Origin of the sequence: Niallia sp. FSL W8-0177 (assembly GCF_038006285.1) — a bacterium.
Taxonomy (GTDB): domain Bacteria; phylum Bacillota; class Bacilli; order Bacillales; family Cytobacillaceae; genus Niallia; species Niallia circulans_A.
Genome location: NZ_JBBOUX010000001.1, coordinates 1,504,099 through 1,529,050, shown reverse-complemented (window position 1 = coordinate 1,529,050; position 24,952 = coordinate 1,504,099). Strand labels below are relative to the sequence as shown.

The following is a 24,952-nucleotide window of genomic DNA, read 5'->3' as shown; positions in this document are numbered from 1 at the left end:
ATATGAAAATAGAAGAAAATTTTTAAAATCCTCCTCTATTCATCTTAGAAAGAATATGCTACCAATACAGTTAGATACTTATATAATAGTAGAACTATTTGTCCAAAGTAAACTCGAATTCAAGACCAGTTGGCTTTCTTTTGAGAGGCTCATTGTATTCCTTAAATATTAATTTAATGTTTGACATATTATCAGGCAAGGGCGGTGTTACAATGAATTCGAATGATATATGCCCACCGGAAGCTCCACCATGATCGTTTCGACAGTCGTAAACAATATTGGTGCCATTGATGGAAAGTTCTATAAATATAAAATGGTGCATATCTCCAGGCTTCTCTTCGGAGACGTCCTTATCAATATTCAAGTGAACCACGCTGGCATTTTCATATTGACGAATAAATGGTACTGAATAGAAAACATTATTATCTTCATACGATTTTAAAACTGGTTTATTTTTCAGAAATCCTTTAGGTACTTCTATTGGTTTATATATATCCTCTCTTAGTAAATGGCTAAAAACATCATTTAAAAACTCCCCATTCAAATTATATTTTTTAGACCAAATAGCTATATGCTGCGAAGTTGGATCTCCAGGATCACTTGATATTATTTTTCTTTGACTTATTAATTCACATATTTTTTCATCAATTGACTCCACACGTTTATCATAATAGTTACCATACGATTCAAGTGTCATTTTGTACTCTCCTATACTCACGTTTTCATTTCCAATATAACACATTATAGGAAATATTTTAAATTGGATAACAAATCACTTAAAGTGTAAATTTTATTAGTCTTTCATTCTTTTTTATTTTTTTGTGAGCAAATAAATAACCGTATTATCTTACCTTTTATCAAAACTTTTCTCCTTCCATCTAAATCCTCACTAATTTCAGTAAAATAATTTAAAACGCCCGCTTACATAGACAAATTTTAACAGATAATAAAACTAAAAAAGCTAGGAAATTTTTAAAATTTTCCTAGCTATCATGTTATTATTGTTGCGTTGCTTTATTCTCTTCCCAGTACAACCTGCTATAAATCTCTGCAAACGCCTCAATACTGCGGTTTATTTCTTCATTATTATTATCCACTCCCCCTACTTCTAACAATAATGCTCTTTTAGAAAAATTTTGATTGTAAACCCCATTCCCCGTATCGGCTCCTTTTAAGAAAACTCCTCTAGATATACCAGGATACTTCCTAGTTAATTCCTTATGGATCTTAACTGCAAATATTTGGTTTTCTTCGTAGTTTTTATGTTCTTTGCCTATTACAAAGTAGAGTTTGGCGTACCTTTTATCATTTATAGATGCTGTTGTATGCTTTTTTCCTGCTGCATCGCGGTGTATATCTATTAAATATCCAAGTTTGTTGTTATTGCTTAGGGCCGTTTCAACTACTTCTTTTGATACAGTATAGGAATAAGTATAATTCCACTTTCGATCCAATATTAATTGATTAATGTTTGTTTTATCTAATTCAACACCGATTCCTTCTTGCTCGAGTAATTTAGTCAACTTTGCACTTACTCCAACCACATTGGCTCTTTCATCAGCACTTATAACATTGGGGTTGTTAGCAGTGTCTTTTAACAATGGGCGATATGCCTCATAATTATGTGAATTGTAAATAAATATTGTCTTATTCTTTGGTTTCCCAGCTACCTTTTTATTTTCATCTTTGTTTGGCTGTTCCTTCTGCTCTTCTTCCTTAACTTTTTCTTCATCGACCACTAATGGATTTTCTAGCATATCCTTTGAGGGAGTTGATTCAAATGGTAGATTAGCAAGAGTTGTCCCTTCCTCAGCCACGACAATTTCTGTATGAAAGTTCGCCAATGTAGGTAGTTCGCGACCAAGCAAAGTCCTTATATCATCAAGTCGCACATTAGCTGATAGTTGTAAAAAAAGAGTTGAAACTGTATGCTCACTAGCATTAGAGGGGGGAAATGAATGATTCGAGATATGAAAAAATCCAGAAAATAATTCAGTGGAGTTAACTGGCTTTAATAAATCCATCATATTATTTGAAGTTAATTTCAATGAGAAAACTGATGTTGTAGTAACTGCTATACAGACAAACATTACAATAATCCCCATAATACTAATATTTATGTAATATATTAAGCTATGAGACTTGGATATTTTCATCTTCCAGCCCCCTTTCAAGTATATATGTATGTTTTTGTAATGGAAGTTATTCTATTCATCTATTGAATAGATATATACAATCTTTAAGGTTTTACTCACAATACTATGCTATCCAAGATAAACAGTAGCGATTTGTTCTCTAAATCAGTATTTTTATACCAATATATAAACAAAAAACCTCCAATAGGAGATCTTAAACTTTTACTTCATACTCTATTTCACCTTATGAGAAATCATAACAACTTCTGTCTTTATATCAACCAGCTTAGACATATCATCTATACGTTCATTCCAAAACTCAATATGCTATTTATCAAGCAAATGCTCTGATTGTTCTACTTCTTGTTCACCTTCCCCTTGGATAGAATACCAGTAGAGATATTCTTCCCCATTTAGAGTTTCTCTAAAAATAGTCTCGAGAAACATTTTTTCTATTTTTAGCGAAAGAAATCTTAATAACCATCCTAATGTTTTGAATAGGAGACACTGTGATTGATTGTTTTACTATTAATATTTAGAAAAATAATAATACTAATTTCCTAATAAATTCTAAGTTTCACCTTATTTAGATAACTTTCTTTTTGAGCTTAGTTATTTACTTCATAAAAACAAAAGCCATTAATCATCGCATTTCAACAATGATTAATGGCTTCCTAATAGAATACTTAGTGATGTACTAAAAATGAATAATTAAATCAGGTATTATTTCTATACAATAGGAAAAGTAACAGTAACTTCTGTTCCGTTTCCTTCCTTACTCTTAAAATGAATGGTTCCATCATACTTTTCGATAATATTATAGCAAATCATTAATCCAAGCCCTGTTCCTTTCGCTTTTAAAGAATAGAAAGGTGTTCCAATCTGCTCTAATTGTTCTTCGTTCATTCCTGTACCCTTATCGATAATCACAATTTTTAATATGTCTAATTCTCCTATTAATTTTACATGAATTGTATCACCAGGCTGGGAGGCTTCAATCGCATTTTTCAATAAATTTACGAATAATTGTTTAAATTCCATGATATTACATTGAATCTTATAGTCCGTTTCACTTTCTAATTCAATATGTATCGTATCATTCATTGCATATGAATTCAGTAAGTCCATCACAGTATGCAGAGCTAGTTTGACTGAAATAATCTCCGTCTTCGTTTCGCTTGGTTTTGCTAATGATAAAAAATCAGTAATAACCGTTTCGGCTGCTTCTAGCTCATCTAACATTAGCTTATATTGTTTTTTTATATGTTCTGGTATTTCCTTATCCTTTTCATGAAGCTGGATAAATCCTTTTACTACCGTAATAGGATTACGAATTTCATGTGCAACAGCTGCCGCAAGCTGCCCTGTTGTCCTCAGCTTTTCAGCTTGCTTAACTTGAACATAATATAGCTCTTGATCTTTCATTCTTTTTTGAAAGAGCAGGAAAAGAAACAGCAGCAAAAGCTGTGTCCCCAAGAAATTAGTGATAACTCCTATAAAATCCAAATAGCTATAACTATGTATGCCAGGGGATTTATTCATCATCAAATAAATAATTACGCATAACATAATAGTAATATTCCCTAACAATGTGATATAAAATAATCTAATATGTAAAAACAAGACAGGAATAACTGGTATAAAACAAATCAGCAATATCAAAGCAAATCTGTCAGGAAACCGTAAATACATAAAGAAAAAATAGGCAGACATCAAAAATATAATCGTTGCTCTAAAATTTAATGTATCTTTTTTGGGAAAAATGACTAGTAGAATAGAAATACTTACAACGAATAAAAATTGCAAGATTAAAGACATCGAAATAATTCGATTATCCTCTATGTAAACTATCACTATCCCTGCGCTCATTAATATGATGAATAAGCCAATAATCATACGATAAAGCTTTATACTAGGTAAAAATTCATTGTCTATCATTAAAACAGTCCTCACATTTATATTAAATCGTAGGTTATTTAAAAATGGTACATCATAATCATAACTGAAGTTTTTATAGTATACAATTTGTAATCTTTATTCACTAAGCCGTTCAATTACTTGTCATAAGAAGGGTCTAATAGGTAAGCTTTTTATCCTCACTACTATGTAAAAGTCTATTTTACCTTATTGTTCCAACTTTTTGTAGTCTAATCTGACTATTCCTTTTTGATAATTCTATATTATTGCTGTGATCATCATTTATTTAAAAATCGCCATAATTCATTTATTAGCATTATTCGATCATTGTTTCCGTTTAAAAGAATTCAAAAGACCACCTAAGAAATCAAATTAGATGGTCTACTTGAATACATATAGAAAAATGTGTACATTTATAGTTAATTACTTTCTGCTTTTAAATTACTCGACAATATCGCAAGGAAGTGTAACTCTCTCCTTCTACATTGCCGTATGTATCTTGTTCCTTCTTAAAAATAAATCCTTTCGCTTCATAGAATGGGATTCCTTTTTGATTACCTTTCGCTACTGACACCCATTGCTCACTTGCAGCGAACTCTTCCTTCAGCTGTTTTGTGAGAACATCTAATAATTTTGTACCAATGCCTTCATTCCGCCTATCCGGATTGATGTATAAAACAAACACTTCGCCAGCGGTATCATTTATCATGCCACCACCAATGGCACCGACTACTTCATCATTATCAATGGCAACAAAATAGCCTCCCCATTCTCTACTTGTTTCCGTAACTTCCTTGTGAAATCTTTCTCGATTATAAAACGTTGAAATAATTCTAGTAATATATTCTTTTGAACTGAGATCTTCATATGTTGCCCAGTAGCCATCCCTGCATACCTTTGCAATTCCTTCGACATCTTTCGGTTCCGCTTTTCTAACTTTAATCATAATCTCACCCCCTATTTTTTATGTTAAATCCATTATCTCAAAGGTCAGAAATCTATATATTATATCCTCTAGATCTTCAATAATCGCCTCTACTACTCTATAATTTCTTATCATCATTTTCTTGGTCAAGATGCACTATCAGATTATAAATCTCTTTTCTAGATTTCTCTATATGATGTATCTTTCTAAAGGTAAATAATGAAGCGAAGGACGCAACTAGATATTTAATATTTAATTCGTTATAATTTTGAATGATAATCTTTTGCATATAATTCTCTTTTGGCAGTATGCCTTATGAATAAAAAAATATCCAATAGCGTTTATTTATCCCCGAATCTGCAACTCACTATGCCTATCTCGCTTTTTATATTTTCATATTTCTCTCCATTATAGGATTATGAGTTTGCAGCCATTTTTCCGTGATACTTATCATCCAGTCTCCCATTACATTTAAAAAGTTTATGATTACTTCTGAATTAGTTATTGGGTTAACCGCATACTCCAGTGCTTGTTTCATTTCAGATTGTTTGCTTGGAAAGTGTTCAGAAAATAGTTTATATGCTGGGTACAAATCCCTTGTGTATTTGTTTTCTTCCACTAAAACCAAGGCTAGTCCTGCCCTAATTATAATTTTCATAATCCACCTGCAGCAATCCACTACATCTTCAACATCTTCGTTCCCAGAAAGTTCTTCTTTTGCCTGTTGAATTTGACTTTTTAAATTGACAAGATGTTCATTGGCAAGTGTTTTGTCTGCTTTATAGTTAGGTAAAAAATCCCTTATATCTTCTCCGTAAACACAAATACTATGAGTTTTTATCATAAATGGTATTATCGAAAAGTTAGTAGTCTCTAAAATATCTTCAATAAAATAAAAACTAAGTTCAACACCATCAACTGCTTTAAAGTTTTCATTTAAGACTTCTTCTGCTCTATCAACCCAATTTAAGTCAATGGAATCAATATTTTTATTGGTAATAGCTATTGTATCCAAATCTGATACATTATCTATTCCTAACCCACGAGGAATAGAACCTCTAATATACACACTATGTAAATGTTCTCCTAAATGAGATACATATGTTGCTACCGCCGCTTCTATAATACATTTAAATTCTGGCGTTATGGCATTTATAGTCGAATCATTTATGATATTGCCTCTTGAATCTGTCCGACAAATACGCCCAATATTTTTAATTTCTATCAATAATCTCTCCTTTTAAAAAAATTCATGATTCTTCCAATTAAATTATGATACTATCATATTAACAGATTTTTCTAAACTCATGAACTAGGAGTATTGCTTATGAAAATTATCATATTAGGATCTACTGGATTTTTAGGATCTTCCTTATTTGCACTTGCCTCATCCATACCTGATTTTTCCGTTTACGGGACTTCTCGTTTTGCAAATGCCCATTCACATATTTTACAACTGGACATGAATAACAAACATCAAGTAACCCAACTAATGAACCATATTAATCCTGATGTTGTTATTTGGTCTTTGATGGATGGAGAAAATGAGAAGCAGCTTATTGAAATTGGCCTCCACAATATATTAACTGTCATTTCTCCAAAAACAAAATTAATATATTTGTCAACAGATGCAGTTTTTGTGGACGGCAAAGGTAACTATTCTGAAACAGATCTACCAGGATTTCTACCTAGTGGAGCACCATTATCTACATATATAAATGCCAAACACATTGGGGAAGATTTACTCCTTACAAATCACACAAACCATCTAATTATTCGGACAGGTCCTATTTATGGCAAAGATGCTAATCAAGAGATTGAAGCTAGAACAAAACGACTCGTTCATGAAATTAAAATACATGGATATGCGCATGCCCCTGCCAACACATTCAAAACTTTTGTTCATATTGATGATTTATCAAACGCAATAATCGAAATCATCAATATGAATTTAACAGGAATTTTACACTTTGGTCCAATACAAAAGGAAAGCTATTATTCTTTTTATGGCAAAAGATTATTGCAACTTGGATTTGCAACTACAAATCTTCTGCCCTTTTCCATTAACAAGTACGAAAAACCTTTTCATGCTTTTGATACTTCTTTAAATACTAAAAAAGCCACTAGCTTACTTAGAACTAACTTTCGCAATGTTGATGAGCCAGGCGGTATAAAAAAGATCATAGAAACAAATAATTATGAATCGCGATGGAAATAAATAGAAAAATCCCCAATACAGAAGAGAATATAAATATCATGCTCACAATTATAAAACTACAAGGAAAAGAATCGTGGAAAAAAACAATGATTTTGTGATTGAAAAGGAAAATAATCCCCTTCCATTATAACAAGGCTACATGCTCTTTTTTATCCTAAATGCAGACCAAAATGGAATTAACGGTACAATCACTAATAATCGAAACCAATTATTCGCTCCTAAAAAATAAAGGGCAGGCACAAAAAAGAGAATTCCACTAATTAAAACAATTTCCCAAGATCAGCGCCGTAATCCTATTAGGAAGACTAAGAAGGCGCCACCAGTTAATAACCAGAAAAGTTGACCGAACCAATAGACATACAATAGGCTGCCTCCTAAATATTATAGTTATAAATGTATGATATTGCATATTACCAGTTCGAAAGGTTCTATTGTATTTCAACTAAAGCTATAAATGAAAAAAATAGCAATTATACATTTAAGACAATGGTTGTTCAAAATATGCATTTAGAGAAAAAGAAGAATTATTTTTTATAAGATTGTTATGCATATAACACTATTTCCCTTTATATGAAAATTACATCAGCTCGATAGAATTGGGTAAATGCTCCTTACCCTCTTTTTCCAACTGTATATTTCCAAAATAATAACAAAAGCTAATCATAATACAATATTTATAGGAGAAAATTTTTATTATGAGAACCTCTTTTTTATGATTACTTCTTTTCACATCTTTACATCCTGTGGTAGATGTAACCACCATATCAGAAGGCATTCCTCCAAAGGTAAACTCTGCATTAACAGAGTCTGCTTTTTTAAGATTTCTCAGTCCAACCATACTTGAAATCATGGAGAAGCATGGCGATAACCAGCTTTATATGAATGAAAAAAAAGGAGTCGATTACTTTTAACGAACATGAAGATTCGTATGATGTCACATTACATGTAGTTGGGTTTGAAGGAGCCCATAATCCTCCTTATAATTTCATTCGAATGGTCATTCGTATCCCGGGGAGGAAAAATATAACTGGTTATTATGATGTCGTCTCCTATAAGAAGCATTTGGTTGATAATACGGATTACATAGAATAATTATAGATTAGCCATTCTCCCTATTCCTTATCTTCACTTTGCTAATAAACTCCATTAATTTTTCTACTAGAATATTATCAATCATCATCCTGTTAGGTCGCTAGCAGTAATTTAAAGGTTTCTTAAGTTTCATACCTGGGATGTCTTAAAGTGGATTATCTTTCTCGATATGCTTCATACCAATGATATGGTTGAACTTCTGCTAATGTCTTAAAAATAATTTCATTGCCAGGATTCGTAATAGCTACTTTCACATCTGATCCCCAATAAAAAAGCCTTTCCTGGCATATTCCACATGGCGTGAGGATTGTAAAGGCAGCTTTTTCATTTTCCCTCACTACACAAATGGAATGGGTAATTCGGACAGCAAGTTTATGTGCTTCAAGTACAGCACCTGTTTCTATACATAATTCTGTAGAAGCATTAATAATTTCAGGAGCAACACTAGTCAATATTTCCCCTTCATTTGTATACATAGCAGCAGCGCCTCCCCAACCTACTGGATACCTTTTTTCTATTAACGCTACTGCTCCTTCATATAGTCTTTTCTCTATATTCATTCTGTACCTCCTGAGTATCTGAATCTATTTTTGTAAAAATTATATTAACAGCGCAATTCGTTTCGAAAAATTCTGTTAAAAACAGTTTATCATATAGTGTAATAACGGAAAATCAATTAGTTCCATTAATGCGCGGAAAACCTAAAAAAGCAGTAATACACCTTAAATACAGATAAAACGCTTGAAAAAAATTCAAGCGCTTTATCATCTTACTATTTTTCGTTGTAAATTAAACATTCGATAGCTTAAGTGAAAATACTCTTACTCTTTTTACCTTAACAAATTCTGATACCTTTATGTATAAAATATGACTTCTTACTAAGGGTAAATCCATAACAGAGCAATGAAATAAAAGTTACCTTATTTAATCCCCTTTAAGATTAGTTTTCCAACTTTTTTGCAGTTTCCGAATATAAACGATTTGTCCAATGTGGTATGCATTATGAGTGGTCAAATTGCTTAGAACCTCCCACCACTTTGCCGTCTCCGGAAAACCAATTACATCATTATCAACCTTTTCTTGTGTCAGTAGGTCTTGCCATTGAAGCAGAACAGCTAAAAGAGACTTTTTTAAAGCAGCAAACGTTATATTTTCTGGAATAACAAAGCTTTCATTATTATCATTTATAGGGGCAACAGCATTGACATGAGATTCTTTGTATCTTGTTTGCCAAGTTTCATTCCAGTAAAGAAGATGTTGTACAATTTCTGCAATACTGTTGCTTTCATCATTAGGTTTCCAAAACGCTTCTTCCTCTGTTAAATTTACAACAGATTCCGAAAACGATACGTACCAGCTAGGATCATTCGCATTTGCTAACAATTGATCCTGCAAAACGTCTTTCGCGCGAGACATAACTAATCACACTCCTTCTGATTATAGATAACTATTTCGACGACCTTCTGAAAACTCCTGTATATTACATTATTATATATTTTTTTCCTCCTTAACTGCGGAAGACAAATCGCTATTACTTACAATCTGTGAAACATAGTCAAAAAGGAATACACTAATTCATCTTAATAGAATGTGCAATAAGGATCACTGGCTTTTTTGACAAACAGAACAAATACAGAACGGCAGCTTAATACATAAAACCCTCTATTTAGAGGGTTTCAGATTGAAGACAAAAGGCATTTGGGAAAGCTATATTTCCCAAATGCCTTTTTAATTTTTGATTTTCTTCTTAGAATCTATCTTAAAAATAAGTATAAATTGCCTATTATTCATATTTTTTATGCCATTTTTGGACTTCCCCAAGTCCAATTGGCTAATTTCTTAAGATTTATTGCAGCAAAAGTTAGCATCGCCTGCATGGACAATTTTTTAAGTCCCCGTAGGGTTGTCCATCGCATACCATGCTTTTCTTTTGCATCTGCAAAGACTCGTTCAATGGATTCTTTTCGACGTGCATATATTTCTTTTACTTCTTGTTTATGACGAAGGTGTTCGGCTTCTTCTAAATAGTCTTCCCAGATATGGCGTTGGATTAACTTTTGATGATTTTGACTCTGAGTACACTGTTTTAGTAAAGGACACTTTGAACACTTCAAGGGATTGGATTTGTACTGCCGATATCCTTCCTTCGTGGTTGTTGTGTATGATAATATCTCTCCTTGCGGACAGATATAGCAATTATAGTGCTCATCATAAACGTATTCATGTTTACGGATGAACCCTTCCTTTGTTTTTGGTCGAGTATAAGGAAGTGCAGGAGTGATGCCATTCTCTATTAGAAAATTACAAATCGCAGGAGTCTTATAGGCCGCGTCAGCAGCAATAGCTAAAGGTTTCTTTACTTTATCCATTATTTTTTCTACTAATGGTTGAAGTATATGACTATCATGAATGTTTCCAGACGTTACAATGGATCCTAACACAAAACCATTTCGGTCAGTAGCAGCATGAAAAGAATAAGCAAACTGTTTTGTTCTTTCATCTTTTACGTAGTACCCACTTTCAGGGTCAGTAGTACTTTTCTTAATTTCCTTTATCTCTTCCTTTTCAAACTTTTCAGGTGGAAAAGGCTTCTTTCCGTTATCAATACGGTCTTGATTTAATTCAGCCTGAAGTTTCGCTTCATAAGCTCGAGTTTCTTTTCTCACTGTTTTCTTTTCAAATTTACGTTTATTAGCACTAGCTTTAACATGAGTTGAATCAATAAATACATGATCTGCGCTCAATAAACCTTTATCTGTAATCTCTTTTAGAATCCGATAAAAGATTTGTTCAAATAAATCCGTTTCTTTAAAACGACGCTCATAATTCTTACCAAAGGTAGAGAAATGAGGAACTTCTGTATAAAAACCGAATCCCAAGAACCAGCGATATGCCACGTTTGTTTCAATTTCTTTAATGGTTTGCCTCATAGAACGAATACCAAATACATATTGAATAAATGTCATTTTAATCAATACAACAGGATCAATACTCGGACGACCTAGTGTTGAATAGAGTTTTTCAACCAATGGATAAATGAAGGAGAAATCAATAGCAGATTCAATTTTACGCACCAAATGATCTTGTGGTACTAATTGGTCAATTGCGATAACTTCTAACTGATCTCTTTCAGTATTATTGTTTCTTGTCATCATTATCCATCACCTCTAAAATATCTATTAATAAATATTTTAAATAAAAAAAGACTGTATGCAAACTCGATTTTATCGAGTTTGTCTACAGTCTGAAACCCTCTATTTAGAGGGTTTGACCATTATCTATAGTAAATACTTGTCCGGTTATAGATTTTTGAATTAGTTGAAAAACTATTGCTTCAGCTATATCTTCTGGTGTGGAAATTCTTTGTAGTGGTAATTTGCCTGCAAGTTGATACATCTTCTCTTCATTACCAGCCCACCACCTTGTTTCAACAGCTCCAGGAGAAATGCTATTAACTCTTATGGAAGGTGCCAATGCGATAGCCAATGACCTTGTCATCGTATGTATAGCAGATTTTGTTGCTGCATATGGGATAGACGAACCTATACCAGTCATTCCTGCTACACTCCCCATATTTACAATTACTCCAGAATGTTGTTTTTTCATAAAAGGGACAACGGCTTTTATGCAATGGAACATTCCCTTCACATTTACACTGAAAAGAGAATCCCATATTTCATCTGTTAATGCATCTAAGTTATCCATAGCTATTTGCGCTGTGATACTCGCATTATTTACTAATCCATCTATAGATCCAAAAGTTTGAACAGTTTGGGATACTAATTCCTTTACTTCCTTTTCGTTAGCTACATTTGCTTTATAAGCAATAGCTATCCCGCCATTTTGTTTTATTTCATTAACAACTTTATGAGCTTCCTTTTCAGATTGGTTGTAATTTATCACTACTTTTGCACCTTCAGAAGCTAGTTTTACAGCTGTAGCTCTTCCTACTCCAGTTCCAGCCCCGGTAATGATTACTACTTTATTCATTAATTCCATTTCCGTATCATCCTTACTTATTTTTATTTGTACTATTACATTATGCTTTAATTAAAATGAGGAGTATAATACAGAATAATGAATTAGATATCATTTTAAATGATATCAGAGAGAAGGGCGAAACTATTGGAAAGTCATGAATTAAAGATTTTTAAACATGTTGCAGAATTGCAATCAGTATCAAAAGCAGCCGAAAAATTAGGATATGTACAACCAAACGTTAGTCAACGAATAAAAAATTTAGAAAATGAACTAGGCGTGCGATTATTTATGCGAAATAATCGGGGAGTAACATTGACTGAAGAAGGCGAAAAATTATTAGATTATACAAATGAAATTCTACAATTGATAGACGAAGCTAAAACAGCTATTAATCCTAATAAGTGGAGAGAATCATTAAAAATAGGAGCTTCTCAAACAATTTCTGCCGTTAAGATTCCTTCCTTACTTTCTGCATTTTTAAAAGAATCTAATAATCTAGATGTGAAAGTAAGAACAAGTAATAATTTGATGTTAGAAGAAATGCTTTTCTATGGTGAAGTGGATGGTATATTTGTAAATAATAGTAGTAAAAATACATCTGATTGCGAGATTGTTTATAGTTACTTAGAGAAAATTATACTAATTTCCCCTATACTTAACCCCATTCATATTAATTCTAATCAGACGTTGATAGTTAATAGTGATAGAAATTGCATATATAGAAAACAATTATTGGAGTGGTCCAAAGAAAGCAATTTTCATAGTTCTCACATCATTGAATTTGATTCTCTCGAGTCTATTATTCAAGCAGTTCACGATGGATTGGGTATCAGCATAATACCTGCAGATATTGCAGAAACTCGAAAAGGTACCAAGGAAATCATATTTACAGAACTACCTAAAAAGATAAAAATAGACTTTTTAATCAAAAACAAAAAACAGCAAATACCAGGTTTAAAAAAATTTATTCGCTTTTTGCGAGAAAATAATGAACGAAAATAAAATAGATAATTTTAGGTGGTTTATTGATTTATCTAACTAATTCTTAGATGCTGCTACTTTTAACTTCTAAAGTGTATATTCAGGCCGAACAATATATTACAACTCTCTTTAATTTTGAAAGATATAAGCAACAGCTAAATGTTTTATAATATTTAAAAAGAGAATCTCTCACTTTTATTAAGTAGGAGATTCTCCTTTATATATTCCTTTTATCAATTTCTTTCCCTCTTTAATATTTTTCTTTTATACTTCTGGTATTATTTGATTTTTGTTCAGCTTTGTTAGTAAATAAATTCATAAAAAAAGCATTAATCCTTCTAGAATCAATCCCCCACATTTTTACTAGTTATTTGTTTCTTAATTCACATTAGTACCTATTCTACACCTGTAGATTATGCACCCAAACCAGTTATCTAAAATCAGTATTTTCGGAAAAATCAAGCTGCATCCCTATCCGTTTCAGCATTTATGAATTATTATAGTGGTATGACACAATAAAGGAGAGAATAATGACTACTATACAAAAGATAAATCAAATCGGAGTACCAGTTAAAGACATTAATAGAGCAGTAAAGTTTTACAAGGCTCTTGATCTTCCCTTACTTTTTTCAACAGATACAATGGCATTTTTCGATTGTAATGGAACAAGAATTCTACTCAGTTTACCTGAAAAAGAAGAGTTTGCTCATCCAAGTTCTGTCCTTTACTTTCAAGTAGAAAACATAAAGGAAACCTATGAAAAATTTACAAATGAGGAAATATCCTTTGTCGACGAACCACATATTGTGGCAAAGATGAGTGGAATGGAAACTTGGATGACTTTCTTTAAAGATACAGAAGGCAATACGCATGCATTTATTAGTGAAGTGGAAGCTAAATAAATTTTCTTCAATGGGTACCTTATGATTTTATGGTATCCATTATTCTTTTATAAAAAAGTTTTTTATTAGCTAAACTGTCCCTTTTGTGACATAGAGCAGTCCTCTCCTTGTTTAAGGAAAGGATGCAAAACTTTGTTGAATATATAAATTACTTCCAAGTTTCATCTAGTTTATCTGAATAGAAATTTATAGCTCTTTTATAACTTAGTAATTCAGTGTCATTTGTCGTATTAATTAAACACTTTAGTATCAGCTCCATCGCTTTACTATGTTCTTTTAAATTGTATAAGGTCATGGAATAAAATACTTGAATTGCATGATTATCTGGGAATAATTCCATTCCTTTTAAGAATACATCTTTTGAATTTTCATATTCTCCTAAAGCTCTATATGTACTCCCTAATCCCAATATTGCACCTTCCATATCCTTAGAAGGTAATCCTATTTTTATAGCATTTTCGTAATATGGCACTGCCTTTTCTTCTTCTCCCAATATATCAAAGCTCCAGGCATATTGATAATTATATATAGCATCCTCTGGGAAATCCCTTACCAATTCACCAATCAGTTCGTTAGATTCTTTGAGCTTTCCATTTTTCCGTAGATCTATAGCTTTATTAAGTTTGATATTCATTACATACAACTCCAATGTTTTTTCCTCTACGTCTTTTATCCTAACGCAGTTCTATTAATCCTTTTAAGTACTCATAAAGTGTTAGTTTAGATTGATTAATCTGTAATTCAATTAACCAATTATCATCAGATATGTTGCTTAATTGATTGATTAACTCGTATCGAATATGTATGCATTTTTTAAAGGTACTCTCTATATCTTCGGTTCTAGCAATTAATTGCAGATTGAGAGTTTAAATCATCAGCTTTAGGACCTTTGGGCAAATCTTTAGCTGATAATAAATATGGAATTCTGTATTGTAAAACAAATTCATCCTAAGCATAAAAGTGACCTATGATTTCTATAACAGACCATTTTCCTTCTCCAATTGGTTTTCTAAGCAAATTTTCATTAAAATTTGCTAATTTTTGTATAAATCTATAAATTTCTGTTGATGCTCTAAAATTCCTAATTTCTGTTTTAGCAATTGTACCACCCATATATTTATTCGCATTTATTTGCGAGAACCTCGAATAAATATTTCAAAGTCCCAAAATCTTCTTTTGGTAACATTTCATAAAAGAATGCTATTCAAAATAAGGCTCGATTATTGAATAACCGATAAAAATCCTTCTTGAACTTGCCCCTTTAGATGAATATCAACCTTGTTTAATAAATCAATGTTTCTTTAAGAAGTTTAGCATTTCATTGAAAGCTTGTTGGGATGATTTCTCATTAAATTTTATAGAGTATGGGTCGCTAAATCCGTGATGTCCAAAATATTTATGTACTTCTATATTCTTTTTATCTAAATTTAAAATTAACTCATCCACATTAAATGATTGCTCCTCTTGAGGAAAGAATAAAATTATAGGACATAGTGGTACTATTTTCGTGAAATTCCTTATTCTCGAACCATAGTACCCCACAACCCCATCAAGACAATCTTCCTCGCTGCACAACCAAGCAATCGTTGCCCCTACACTAAATCCAATAATATATATTTTTTGATATTTATTTTTAACACCTGCTAATAAATTCTTTATTTTATCTGCAGCATCGGAGAATCCTACAGTCTCCATAAAATTGTGATAGGCAATTTTCTCCTCAGAATAATTAAATGGTTGTTCCCGTTCTAATAAGTTTGGGCAGATTACATCAAAATCCTGATTTGATAAAATATCACAAAAATTCTTTATATGTTGATTAATGCCATAGATTTCATGTATGACAATAATTAAATTATCTGATATTCTCAGTATTTGAAGCATCTTTATTCCTCCACAAAGGTAATCTACAATTATATAACCAATAGAGATTAAATCATTTCTTATTCAACTATCCTCCCTCAATAAATAAACACTTATCTCTTAATGCGCAGTTATTCTCACTATTACTATATAACTGGGTTATTAAGGTTCTCGGAAACCATACAGAGCAACAAATGTTACAAATAGACTAGTTAATATCATTGAAATACTAAAAAGAAATAATAAAATATTTTCTCTTTATGACTAAAAGTAAATTTTTTACATAGGTTATATTTAGTATATCATACTGCCATTATTTCCAAAGACACCTGTTTTACTTCTATAAATCTAACTCTGCGCTAAGTTCTTCTGCCAGTGGTTTTTAATGAAAAAATGATTGAAAGTCTGAGTTTTTCTTTTGTTGTAAATATAATTAGAATATATGCCAGTAAGATATTCAAACTCAACAGTTAACTATCTCTATCCCTCACATAACTCTCATCAAATGGTCTTTCTTATATTTGTTCAAAAGTTTTGATGTGTTTTTCTAAATAAACATTCATTGGTTCCATTTTTAATTTAAATTTATCAAAGGATCTGTCATCTGTTGATCAAACATCCATTCTTCTTGCAGATTTAAGCAATTGCAGGGAGTGAATTAGCCAAATTGGTGAATTTATCAGCCAAACTTTGATTTTATCAGCCAAAACTAGGGGCTTATCAGCCAAACTTCATTTTTATCAGCCAAAACTAGAAGCTTATCAGCCAAACTTCATTTTTATCAGCCAAAGCTAGGGGCTTATCAGCCAAACTTCATTTTTATCAGCCAAAACTAGGAACTTATCAGCCAAACTTCATTTTTATCAGCCAAAGCTAGGGGCTTATCAGCCAAACTTCATTTTTATCAGCCAAAGCTAGGGGCTTATCAGCCAAACTTCATATATCCTTAAACTTATTTCTTCCACACCTCGTTATTACTATATAAATCTCACTTCAGCTTTAGTGTTTACATAGTTTTACGCTAATAATCTATGTTGCCATTTACTAGTAAACACCATTAAAAGGAGATGATATAAGTATGTTTACTATTAGAGAAATGAATAGATCAGATATAGCTTCCATCCGGAAAATTGCTGTCGTCACTTGGAAAAATACATTTAGTGTAATCATTCCAGAAGAAATACAAGCGAAAGTTTTAAATGATGCTTATTCAGATGGTGAAATGGATAAACGACTTACTCTTCTTTAACGCTTGTTGCAGAAAGTAAGGATGAAATTACAGGATATACATTTTTCCAGGAGATTTATGCAAGAAGGATATATACTTAGAGTCCCTCTATATCCATCCAAATTTCCAAGGGCAAGGAATCGGCAGACAATTATTGAACACAGGAGTTAATAAATTCTCTGATCCTTGGACTCTCTCGTTAACGGTTTATAAAGGAAATCCTAATATATCATTTTATGAAAAAGAAGGATTTAAGATTACCAAGGAAAATAATGGGGATTTCTACGGGCATCCAATGATCTTCACTGTAACGACAAAAGATTTAAAAAATCATCGTTCTTAATAAGAGAAGAGGAAACTCTGTTAACTTGTTCTTTCGTTTTTGCTTTAGATGGTACAAAAAAAGTTAAAATCAATGCTAAAACTACCAAAATAGTCATGAGAAATACGCTTACCTGAGCATAAAAGGGCTATTTTATAATAACTTTCTAAAAAATTATGCAACATTTAAATTAATTGGTAATAACCCTCTTTTTTGTTTGATTATATTGTAAAATACATTACTGCGATAAATGACTGGAGTAATTTTAAATGACTAAAAATGGATGGTTGTCCCTGCTTATGGTAGGTATTTGTATTATATTATCCTTATTTCTCAGCACCAAAAACGCAGGCATTTTCTTCTTGCTTTTCCCTATTTTATCTCTAATAGGCATTGTCTTTTTTTTCGAAAAAATGGAGCAATATTATCCTTGGAGTGCTTTTAAATGGGGCAGCAGGTGTGTTTTTTACATTATTAGCATTCGCAGTAGGATTTGGTGAGGCTTAAAATCCACATCTCATGTTTGCTCCAATATTCTTTGGTTCGATGGAGCAAAAAACATTATCGTGCATTTAATGGGATATGCATGATAATGTTTTTTTGCAATAATTTCCCCTCCTTTCTTATTTAACTGGAAACCCCCTTCCAAAAAACTTCCCACAAAGCTTCTAGCTTATCATCTACTCTTTTTTCCGAATGAAAATAAACTATTTCAACCATAATAGCCATGATGATCCCTGTGAATGCTAGGTTAAAAGTGTTTGTATCTTTTACATGAATTTGGCTATGTTTGATCCATTTGCTGCTTTTTTGGCCAATTAGTTCTTCTTGAAATTGCTCTGCTTCAAAAACCTCTCTTTGGATGACATCATATAAATGTAAGGGTGGGAAAAATCCCATTCTTAGCCAAAACTTCAACATTTCATTTTCTTGGAACAATTCTTTTGTGTATAGTAAATATTCGTAAAGAAAAGTTTCGGGATTATGACTGTCTTTTTTTTCAAAAAAATACGCTTTGCGTTTTATCTCTTCTGCTTTTGCTTCCCTTAATACTTCAAGAAATAATTCATCTTTCCCTTTAAAATGAGAATAAATAGAAGCTTTCTTTATCCCAGCTTCCTCAGCAATTTCTGAAAGAGAGGCTCCTTCAAAGCCATTTTGCAAAAAGAACTTAATTGCCGCTTTTTTTATTTCTTCTTTTTTCATCGGACTCTCTCCTTTACGAGATTAGTTTTAAACCTACAGCTGCAACAAGTATCATCGATATAAATAAAATTCTTTTGCCATCCTTTGGTTCTCCATATACAAACATCCCTAATAGAGCAGAACCAACTGTACCAATTCCTGTCCATACACCATATGCCGTTCCCATTGATATAGTTTTCATTGCATAAGATAACAAGGCAAAGCTGCACATAAACCCAATGATTAAATAAAGGAACGCATCCCACTTTTTCATCGTTAATCTTTTGATATTTATAACGCCAATTATCTCACAACAACCTGCTGCAATTAAAGCTAACCATGCCATCTATTCAAGCCTCCTCTTGATTTGCTGCTTCATCTGTTACTATTTTCAAACCAATTACCCCAATTAGTAATACAAGCATCAATATTATTTTTGCTATGTTAATTGGTTCATTAAATAAAACTATTTCTGCGATCACTGTTCCAGCAGTTCCCAATCCTGTAAATACAGCGTAAACTGTTCCAATTGGCAAATATCTTGTCGTATATATCATTAGATAAAAACTAATAGCAATTGCGAAAATGGTTCCACTCCATTCCCAAAGATTTGATGCATGTTTTAAGCCTGAAACCCATGCCACCTCGACGATTCCAGCACTAAAAACCATCATCCAATATTTATTCAAATTAATTACCTCCCCTATATAACTACCAACCGTTCGGTAGTTTATTTTGTCACACAATAGCATCCACGTCAAGAAAGAAACTTGTCTTTAAGGAAGATTTTGTTGAATGATAAATTGCGAAAGTGGATTAACATAAAAGGAAGATCATTGGAAGATAACGCTAAAATGGGTTTTAGATTATATCTCAATCATAAATTCAAGTGGAAAGATCTATTTGTTATTCCAAACAAAAAAGAGAAATTATGTGTGCTAATTTCTCTTTGCAGCTTTTCGTTTTTAGTATGACGTCATTATCTTATCTAATTCACTTACTAATAATTTTTTCATTGCAGATAGTTCTTCAGCATTTGGTTTCACATTCTCAGCATACATTTGGTCTCTAGGTGTCCACCATACTGGGTGGGTTGGATTAGGTTCTTGTTCGCTCCTTGGGAATATGTGCCAGTGCATGTGAGAATCACCATTTCCTAAAAGCTCATAATTTAATTTGATAGGCTTAAATGCTTTATATACTGCTTCTGATACCCTACTCATTTCGACAAGAAACTTTTCTTTAAAATCACTATCCAACTCATGCAACTCATTTTTATGTTCTTTACAAAGGAATAATGTATAGCCCTTAAAATATTGATGATCACCAATAACGATATAACCTGTTTCCAGTTCTTTGACGAAATACTTATTGGTTCCTTTTTTAATCATTTCTATCCGATTGCATATTAAACAATCTTCCACTAAAGTTACCTCCGTTAATTTACAAATATTCAATAGTTATCTAAGAATTGATGAGAAAACTTATTTCAAATTGGAATAATTGCTTTCTCTTCCAGTGAATATAAATTTTATTTAGCTACGCCCTTTTTTAATGGTATATAATAAGGTACCTACCAGCATTCCTAAAGCCGCTCCTGCTCCGTAGCTGCCTATTGCTATAAATACATGCCCTGAAATCATTGCAAATGTACCTAATAAAGAACCAGCTAATAATCCAAAAATCATTCCATATATTAAATAGTTTTCCAATTTGGGATGTTTATTCCCTTTGTTAGTAGGCATATTTGTCCCCTTTGTCAATCGGCATTTTCTTCTGGAATTGAGGTATCTGGCTATTTTTTTGTATTTATTAGGAAGTATGAGCTACCGCCCGTCATAATGCCTCCTACAACAGTGAGTGCTGTACCAATCATTACCCAATTTGCGGATAGAAAAGCAGATACGTAAATTCCTGTCATAAGTAGTAGTATGCCAACGATTATCAAGATTGCAACTTTATTCATTTTTCCCCCCTATCAGCTAACTTAGTTTCGTTGTTTGAATTCCGTTCAAACGTTATTTTTATATATTTATACATACGTTTATGGGAGCATTTAGTTTCACTAAGTTTGGATAAATTTTTATTAAATAGGAATGTTTCCTTCCCTTAAATTTCTATTTAAAGTATCATAATCCTTCTTTTTAAAAGAAACAGCTATACTAGCCACTCTCCTCGAGTTCGGAAAGAGCATTAATTGTTGACGAAACTTTATTCCTAATGAGGCTATTATTTGGTATACCCAGTTCAATATGAAAAAAAAGTCGGAATCTACGCCATCTTTTAAGTGGTTTTTAATATTTATCACAACTAAGTTGTCAATGAGTTCAAATCTCGGTTTCCTTGGAGAAATATTATTAAGTTTGCAGAGCTTCTTTATTGCTAAATTAAAAATATCTGTTTGTTCTTCATTCTCTATCATAAGATATTCTCCTTATGTTAATTGACAATATGAAAGATTTTACTACCTATAACCTTCTTGCAGCTTAACACTGTAATACCGCATAGCTTTAGGAACCCCTTCTAGTTCAAATATCCCTTTTAATACTAATCGGATTAATCGATATTCGAAGTAAATATCTCCGATCCTTTGATTGAGATTTCCAATAATCTCTCCTATTAGCCGCGCAGATTTTATAAAATCTGCATTATTCTGTTCTTTATGTAATAATTTAGCTGTTTTTATTATATAATTATCGTAATAGTCTTCGCCAACACTATCAATTTTCTTATCCGCCCAGATTCTTAAATTTTTATTCTGTTGGGATATCTTCTTCCACTCATTGATGTACTTTAATCGTGCACTCTTTGTAAGTGGCTGTTTCCAGTTATTTTTTTGATAAATGACTTGTAACTCCTCAGATGTAAACTCGCCAGTATGTATTGCATGGTCCTCTGCATCCGATTTGGAAGCTATCTCTTTATTGTATTCCAAGGGGTTAATTAAGAAAATATCATTCGTTTTATGTTGTAATAAAGAAAGAACAAAGCGTTGTGCCGTTTGTTCATTAGCATTTTCACCTGCCCAAATGATGATATGCGCCTGTTCTTTGATATTCTTTACTTCTAAAATTGTTTTATGGAATTTTCTCTTATAGCTAAATAAATACTCATCATCATAATTAATATGGTTTATTAACCATTTATGCCTAAGTGCGAATCCTATTTCCTCCTCTATCTTCCATAATGGTCCAAAGGAAAAATCATCTGAAAAATAGATAACCTTTTCCTCTTCTTGCACTCCCATTTCTTTAAGTGCCATTCTTAAACTACCAGCAGCAGATTCACCAAAAACAATATGTACGACCTTATAATCCTTTTTATTTTCAAGCTTTAGTTGATCAATTTTAGTTTGTAAATAATCTTGATAAGTTTTTCTTAGATTTTTCGCAAGTTCCTCATCTGGCTGTTCTTCCACACTTATTTGTAGCAGAATAAGAAATAACAATGACCTTACTTCTTCTTCACTTGCATTCTCTACGTATTCTTTTAATTTATGAATCATAATTTTTCACCCTATTGACTTGTTAAAATAATTTTGTATTTTCAGTTACTTCTATTTCTAGCTTCCCTTTTTCATCAACAGATAAGATATTAATTTTAGCTTCTCCATAATACCCCTTTTCAAAATAACCAATAATATACTCTGTTTGTTGATTCCCTTCATTGTCTTCATAGACTAGTTTTAATGCTGCTTCTTCAAAGTTATCGGAAGAATTATCTTTTACACTCACCTGATATTCTTCTTTTTCTCCTGCCATAATGGTTGGAATTTCAATATCTTTTTTAATATTTTCATAGGTCAAATACAAACCGGATATATCCTTGTTTGCTTGATTTTCGATTTCTATATCAAAACCCTCTCGTGGCAGAAAAAGAACGAAAATTCCGATTACTCCTAGTATAAAAACAGTTGGAACTATTATCCTTTTCATTTATTGGATCCTTTCATTTGGCATCTTTAAACGAGGAACTCATTCCTCGGCATCATTTTGAGTCTGTTTGAATGTACTTTCTATGAAACTTTGTTCATCCTCTGCAGTCATAATGCCAGTTGCTTCCCCAACGTTTCCACCTTGATATTTCCAAAAATAATTATGATCTTTATCAACCGTGCTAAAGTCTCCAACCTTCCATTTTTCCAGAATCCCTAAGAGGTTATCTTTATTGGAAAAACTACTGTTTTTTACAATTTCATAAAGCCGATTTACTCTATCATTTGTCATTTGCACTGCGCCCCACTTATCGGATGCGTACACTTTTTGGTGTGTCATTTTATGCAGAGTTGATATTGCCCGATCTTCGTTCCAATAAGAATAATCAATGCTCTCCTTCCCTGTTTCATCAAGAATCTCTCCTTCTTTAGTTTCTGCCACAAAGGAATCATTATTTGTTTTTACTATAAAATGCTTATATATAACAAGAGATCCCCCCATAATTGCTAGTAATACAACAACTCCGATTGAATAATTCACCCATTTACTACGTTTCTTTTTTCGCTTTTCTGATTCCACTACTTTGACCACCCCCATTGATTCATCAACCTATACTTTTACCTAACAACCTCTTTAGTTTCTATCCGAAATAGACTTTATTATTATCTTTCTATATCAATAATAACATAATATTCCAACTATTGAATTATTTATAAACAAAAGATACATCTAGCTAGAGATAATCATATATTTATCATGTCACTATGCAAAGGAGGAAAAAGGGATGATACTTGCTTAATGTAGCTTATTAAAATCAATGGAAAATTATCAAAATGTACACTATGAGGATCTATTTATTTAACTTTGACTGCAAACTAGGGGTGCATGGACGTTGCAGAAAAACTAGAGGTAACTGTCATTCCCCCACTTGAGCTTACTTTCCTTTCAATTTCTATTGTTTCGTTGCATGATTATTTCAATTTGTCACAAACAAAAATGTAAAAACAATTTGACATATATTAAACTCATGATAAAATAAATATGTAAAATACTTTTTACATTTTAATAAAGGAGATGGAATGATGAATTGGATAGTTGCTTTATTACTTATTATTTTAGTGATATGTATTCTATTAATTGTAACGAATCTTGTGTCATTACCAAAATTAGGAGATGAAAGAGCAAATTACATTAAAATGAGAGCACAATCATACACCTTTGTAGTTGTAATCGGGATTTTATTGTTAGAGATTATGGAGTCTATCTATGTAACAACTTGGACGAACAGCCATTATGAGGGGATGAAACCATTTAGTTTTCTTGTTACAATTTCAGTTATATATTTAATTTCATTATTATTATCTAAGAGGAAATATGGTGGATAAATGAAAAATCGTATTAGAGAATTAAGAAAATCGGCAAAATTATCTCAAGAAGAATTAGCAAAACTATGTAATGTGACAAGACAAACGATAAATGCAATTGAAAATGATAAATATGATCCCACTTTACAATTAGCATTTAGCTTAGCCGTTGCATTGGCTACAACGGTAGACGACCTTTTTATATACGACACTGTTATAAAATAATGAGGCAGTTAAAAAGAATAAAAACCCAATTCGGGTTTTTATTCTTCTTATGAAAGAAGATAAGTAGAAGTTATGCGCAGACTGATTAAATGTCTTTATTTTCTTCTAAAAAAATTGATAATAACCTTTTACGCAAAGAGATTTTCAACATTATTATATAATTTAAATACCATCACTCGTTCACCTGTGCGAGAGCTTAAGTCTGTATGAAAGCTTTTTACTTCCTCTCCCGTAATGGTTAATATACATTTTTTTAGTTCTTCAACACCTGATTCCACTAATTCGGAGCGTGTTTTCTTAATGGTTAATAGTCCTTCTTTTGTTTCACACACCGTATATTCCGCTGGGGTTAGAATGCCCTGCAAATTCACTATGATCATGTCGCGTAATATATCTGTTTTAACAGATAAGGATCCCCGACCAAGGAAATCCTTTTCCCATTGTGTTATTGCTTTACTTATTTCCGCTTCACAAGCACCTTTTGTTAATTTCATTTTATTATGCATCCCCTATTAAACAGATAAAAACTAATTTTTCTATATTTGCCATCTAAGATGATTTAACACTTGAACATCCTTTATTATTAAAATTAATACAAATCGATTAAAACCTCTTATATAGAAATGAATATATACCATTCTGATTTGCAACACCATCAGCATTAGCATATTTCAACATT

Annotated in this window: 32 protein-coding genes and 1 pseudogene; 8 read left to right on the top strand and 25 right to left on the bottom strand. The window is 32.0% G+C overall.

Features of this window, described 5'->3' with window-relative positions; translation table 11 throughout:
- Positions 1–94: 94 nt before the first annotated feature.
- From NST77_RS07425 to NST77_RS07400, 6 genes and pseudogenes are all read right to left on the bottom strand, one after another.
- Positions 95–697, bottom strand: a complete 603-nt coding sequence (locus tag NST77_RS07425; RefSeq protein WP_163188504.1) for a hypothetical protein — start codon at positions 695–697, stop codon at positions 95–97.
- A 301-nt stretch (positions 698–998) separates the two neighbouring features.
- Positions 999–2,156, bottom strand: a complete 1,158-nt coding sequence (gene spoIIP / locus NST77_RS07420) for a stage II sporulation protein P (RefSeq protein ID WP_341122855.1) — start codon at positions 2,154–2,156, stop codon at positions 999–1,001.
- A 213-nt stretch (positions 2,157–2,369) separates the two neighbouring features.
- Positions 2,370–2,591: pseudogene (locus tag NST77_RS07415) on the bottom strand (DUF6176 family protein).
- A 273-nt stretch (positions 2,592–2,864) separates the two neighbouring features.
- Positions 2,865–4,073 carry a sensor histidine kinase gene (locus NST77_RS07410; protein ID WP_095328437.1) on the bottom strand — a complete coding sequence of 403 codons (1,209 nt, stop codon included), beginning with the start codon at positions 4,071–4,073 and terminating at the stop codon, positions 2,865–2,867.
- 415 nt (positions 4,074–4,488) lie between these two features.
- Positions 4,489–4,998, bottom strand: coding sequence for a GNAT family N-acetyltransferase (locus NST77_RS07405; protein ID WP_341122854.1), 510 nt, complete (start codon positions 4,996–4,998; stop codon positions 4,489–4,491).
- 364 nt (positions 4,999–5,362) lie between these two features.
- Positions 5,363–6,205: a nucleotidyltransferase gene (locus tag NST77_RS07400; protein WP_341122853.1), complete on the bottom strand. Its 843-nt coding sequence runs from the start codon at positions 6,203–6,205 to the stop codon at positions 5,363–5,365.
- Positions 6,206–6,304: 99 nt separating this feature from the next.
- On the opposite strand from NST77_RS07400, the gene NST77_RS07395 reads away from it, so the two are divergent.
- The gene (locus NST77_RS07395; RefSeq protein WP_341122852.1) at positions 6,305–7,195 is read left to right on the top strand and encodes a sugar nucleotide-binding protein; all 891 of its coding nucleotides are present in this window, start codon (positions 6,305–6,307) and stop codon (positions 7,193–7,195) included.
- Between the two features lie 577 nt (positions 7,196–7,772).
- On the opposite strand, the gene NST77_RS07390 is transcribed toward NST77_RS07395, so the two are convergent.
- Entirely contained in the window at positions 7,773–8,045 is a 273-nt protein-coding gene (locus NST77_RS07390; RefSeq protein ID WP_341122851.1) for a hypothetical protein, read from the bottom strand.
- A 32-nt stretch (positions 8,046–8,077) separates the two neighbouring features.
- Here NST77_RS07390 and NST77_RS07385 point away from each other — a divergent pair, with 32 nt between their 5' ends.
- Positions 8,078–8,287: a hypothetical protein gene (locus NST77_RS07385; RefSeq protein ID WP_341122850.1), complete on the top strand. Its 210-nt coding sequence runs from the start codon at positions 8,078–8,080 to the stop codon at positions 8,285–8,287.
- A 155-nt stretch (positions 8,288–8,442) separates the two neighbouring features.
- Here the strand turns inward: NST77_RS07385 and NST77_RS07380 are convergent, their stop codons facing one another.
- The 4 genes from NST77_RS07380 to NST77_RS07365 form a co-directional block, all read right to left on the bottom strand.
- Entirely contained in the window at positions 8,443–8,847 is a 405-nt protein-coding gene (locus NST77_RS07380) for a cytidine deaminase (RefSeq protein WP_341122849.1), read from the bottom strand.
- A 364-nt stretch (positions 8,848–9,211) separates the two neighbouring features.
- Complete coding sequence (locus NST77_RS07375; protein WP_163188512.1) at positions 9,212–9,703, bottom strand: DinB family protein; 492 nt, start codon at positions 9,701–9,703, stop codon at positions 9,212–9,214.
- Between the two features lie 380 nt (positions 9,704–10,083).
- Complete coding sequence (locus NST77_RS07370; protein ID WP_171509454.1) at positions 10,084–11,442, bottom strand: IS1182 family transposase; 1,359 nt, start codon at positions 11,440–11,442, stop codon at positions 10,084–10,086.
- A gap of 103 nt (positions 11,443–11,545) precedes the next feature.
- Positions 11,546–12,286 carry an SDR family NAD(P)-dependent oxidoreductase gene (locus tag NST77_RS07365; RefSeq protein ID WP_095328430.1) on the bottom strand — a complete coding sequence of 247 codons (741 nt, stop codon included), beginning with the start codon at positions 12,284–12,286 and terminating at the stop codon, positions 11,546–11,548.
- A 126-nt stretch (positions 12,287–12,412) separates the two neighbouring features.
- On the opposite strand from NST77_RS07365, the gene NST77_RS07360 reads away from it, so the two are divergent.
- Both NST77_RS07360 and NST77_RS07355 read left to right on the top strand, forming a co-directional pair.
- Positions 12,413–13,270, top strand: a complete 858-nt coding sequence (locus tag NST77_RS07360; RefSeq protein ID WP_341122848.1) for a LysR family transcriptional regulator — start codon at positions 12,413–12,415, stop codon at positions 13,268–13,270.
- A 509-nt stretch (positions 13,271–13,779) separates the two neighbouring features.
- The gene (locus NST77_RS07355) at positions 13,780–14,151 is read left to right on the top strand and encodes a VOC family protein (protein ID WP_095328428.1); all 372 of its coding nucleotides are present in this window, start codon (positions 13,780–13,782) and stop codon (positions 14,149–14,151) included.
- Between the two features lie 148 nt (positions 14,152–14,299).
- Here the strand turns inward: NST77_RS07355 and NST77_RS07350 are convergent, their stop codons facing one another.
- From NST77_RS07350 to NST77_RS07340, 3 genes are all read right to left on the bottom strand, one after another.
- On the bottom strand, positions 14,300–14,785 hold the full coding sequence (locus tag NST77_RS07350) for a tetratricopeptide repeat protein (protein WP_095328427.1): 486 nt from the start codon (positions 14,783–14,785) through the stop codon (positions 14,300–14,302).
- Positions 14,786–15,099: 314 nt separating this feature from the next.
- Positions 15,100–15,264, bottom strand: coding sequence for a hypothetical protein (locus NST77_RS07345; RefSeq protein WP_163188531.1), 165 nt, complete (start codon positions 15,262–15,264; stop codon positions 15,100–15,102).
- A gap of 177 nt (positions 15,265–15,441) precedes the next feature.
- A complete protein-coding gene (locus tag NST77_RS07340) occupies positions 15,442–16,035 on the bottom strand; it encodes a dienelactone hydrolase family protein (RefSeq protein WP_123257591.1) in 594 nt (197 codons plus the stop codon).
- Positions 16,036–17,092: 1,057 nt separating this feature from the next.
- Between NST77_RS07340 and NST77_RS07335 the strand changes: the two genes are divergently transcribed.
- Complete coding sequence (locus NST77_RS07335; RefSeq protein ID WP_341122847.1) at positions 17,093–17,263, top strand: hypothetical protein; 171 nt, start codon at positions 17,093–17,095, stop codon at positions 17,261–17,263.
- A gap of 34 nt (positions 17,264–17,297) precedes the next feature.
- Positions 17,298–17,585, top strand: a complete 288-nt coding sequence (locus NST77_RS07330; RefSeq protein WP_163188537.1) for a GNAT family N-acetyltransferase — start codon at positions 17,298–17,300, stop codon at positions 17,583–17,585.
- 606 nt (positions 17,586–18,191) lie between these two features.
- Here NST77_RS07330 and NST77_RS07325 read toward each other — a convergent pair.
- The 10 genes from NST77_RS07325 to NST77_RS07280 form a co-directional block, all read right to left on the bottom strand.
- A complete protein-coding gene (locus tag NST77_RS07325; protein ID WP_095328421.1) occupies positions 18,192–18,770 on the bottom strand; it encodes a TetR/AcrR family transcriptional regulator in 579 nt (192 codons plus the stop codon).
- A gap of 13 nt (positions 18,771–18,783) precedes the next feature.
- Positions 18,784–19,095: a DMT family transporter gene (locus NST77_RS07320; protein WP_095328420.1), complete on the bottom strand. Its 312-nt coding sequence runs from the start codon at positions 19,093–19,095 to the stop codon at positions 18,784–18,786.
- A 4-nt stretch (positions 19,096–19,099) separates the two neighbouring features.
- Complete coding sequence (locus tag NST77_RS07315; protein WP_095328419.1) at positions 19,100–19,438, bottom strand: DMT family transporter; 339 nt, start codon at positions 19,436–19,438, stop codon at positions 19,100–19,102.
- Between the two features lie 276 nt (positions 19,439–19,714).
- Positions 19,715–20,173: an HIT family protein gene (locus NST77_RS07310; RefSeq protein ID WP_235850188.1), complete on the bottom strand. Its 459-nt coding sequence runs from the start codon at positions 20,171–20,173 to the stop codon at positions 19,715–19,717.
- A gap of 111 nt (positions 20,174–20,284) precedes the next feature.
- Entirely contained in the window at positions 20,285–20,512 is a 228-nt protein-coding gene (locus NST77_RS07305; protein ID WP_341122846.1) for a hypothetical protein, read from the bottom strand.
- A 32-nt stretch (positions 20,513–20,544) separates the two neighbouring features.
- Positions 20,545–20,670: a hypothetical protein gene (locus tag NST77_RS07300; RefSeq protein ID WP_341122845.1), complete on the bottom strand. Its 126-nt coding sequence runs from the start codon at positions 20,668–20,670 to the stop codon at positions 20,545–20,547.
- 165 nt (positions 20,671–20,835) lie between these two features.
- Positions 20,836–21,171 carry a hypothetical protein gene (locus NST77_RS07295; RefSeq protein WP_341122844.1) on the bottom strand — a complete coding sequence of 112 codons (336 nt, stop codon included), beginning with the start codon at positions 21,169–21,171 and terminating at the stop codon, positions 20,836–20,838.
- 42 nt (positions 21,172–21,213) lie between these two features.
- The gene (locus NST77_RS07290; RefSeq protein ID WP_123259499.1) at positions 21,214–22,254 is read right to left on the bottom strand and encodes a DUF1835 domain-containing protein; all 1,041 of its coding nucleotides are present in this window, start codon (positions 22,252–22,254) and stop codon (positions 21,214–21,216) included.
- 22 nt (positions 22,255–22,276) lie between these two features.
- Positions 22,277–22,684, bottom strand: a complete 408-nt coding sequence (locus tag NST77_RS07285; RefSeq protein ID WP_249937934.1) for a hypothetical protein — start codon at positions 22,682–22,684, stop codon at positions 22,277–22,279.
- A gap of 39 nt (positions 22,685–22,723) precedes the next feature.
- Positions 22,724–23,281 (bottom strand): DUF6241 domain-containing protein, encoded by a 558-nt coding sequence (locus NST77_RS07280; RefSeq protein ID WP_123257587.1) that lies wholly within the window; start codon positions 23,279–23,281, stop codon positions 22,724–22,726.
- Positions 23,282–23,766: 485 nt separating this feature from the next.
- On the opposite strand from NST77_RS07280, the gene NST77_RS07275 reads away from it, so the two are divergent.
- Positions 23,767–24,069, top strand: coding sequence for a DUF2178 domain-containing protein (locus tag NST77_RS07275; RefSeq protein ID WP_204259949.1), 303 nt, complete (start codon positions 23,767–23,769; stop codon positions 24,067–24,069).
- Positions 24,070–24,273, top strand: coding sequence for a helix-turn-helix transcriptional regulator (locus NST77_RS07270; protein ID WP_095328412.1), 204 nt, complete (start codon positions 24,070–24,072; stop codon positions 24,271–24,273). It begins immediately after the preceding gene.
- Between the two features lie 128 nt (positions 24,274–24,401).
- On the opposite strand, the gene NST77_RS07265 is transcribed toward NST77_RS07270, so the two are convergent.
- Positions 24,402–24,767 carry a DUF2294 domain-containing protein gene (locus NST77_RS07265; RefSeq protein ID WP_047940244.1) on the bottom strand — a complete coding sequence of 122 codons (366 nt, stop codon included), beginning with the start codon at positions 24,765–24,767 and terminating at the stop codon, positions 24,402–24,404.
- Positions 24,768–24,952: the final 185 nt, after the last annotated feature.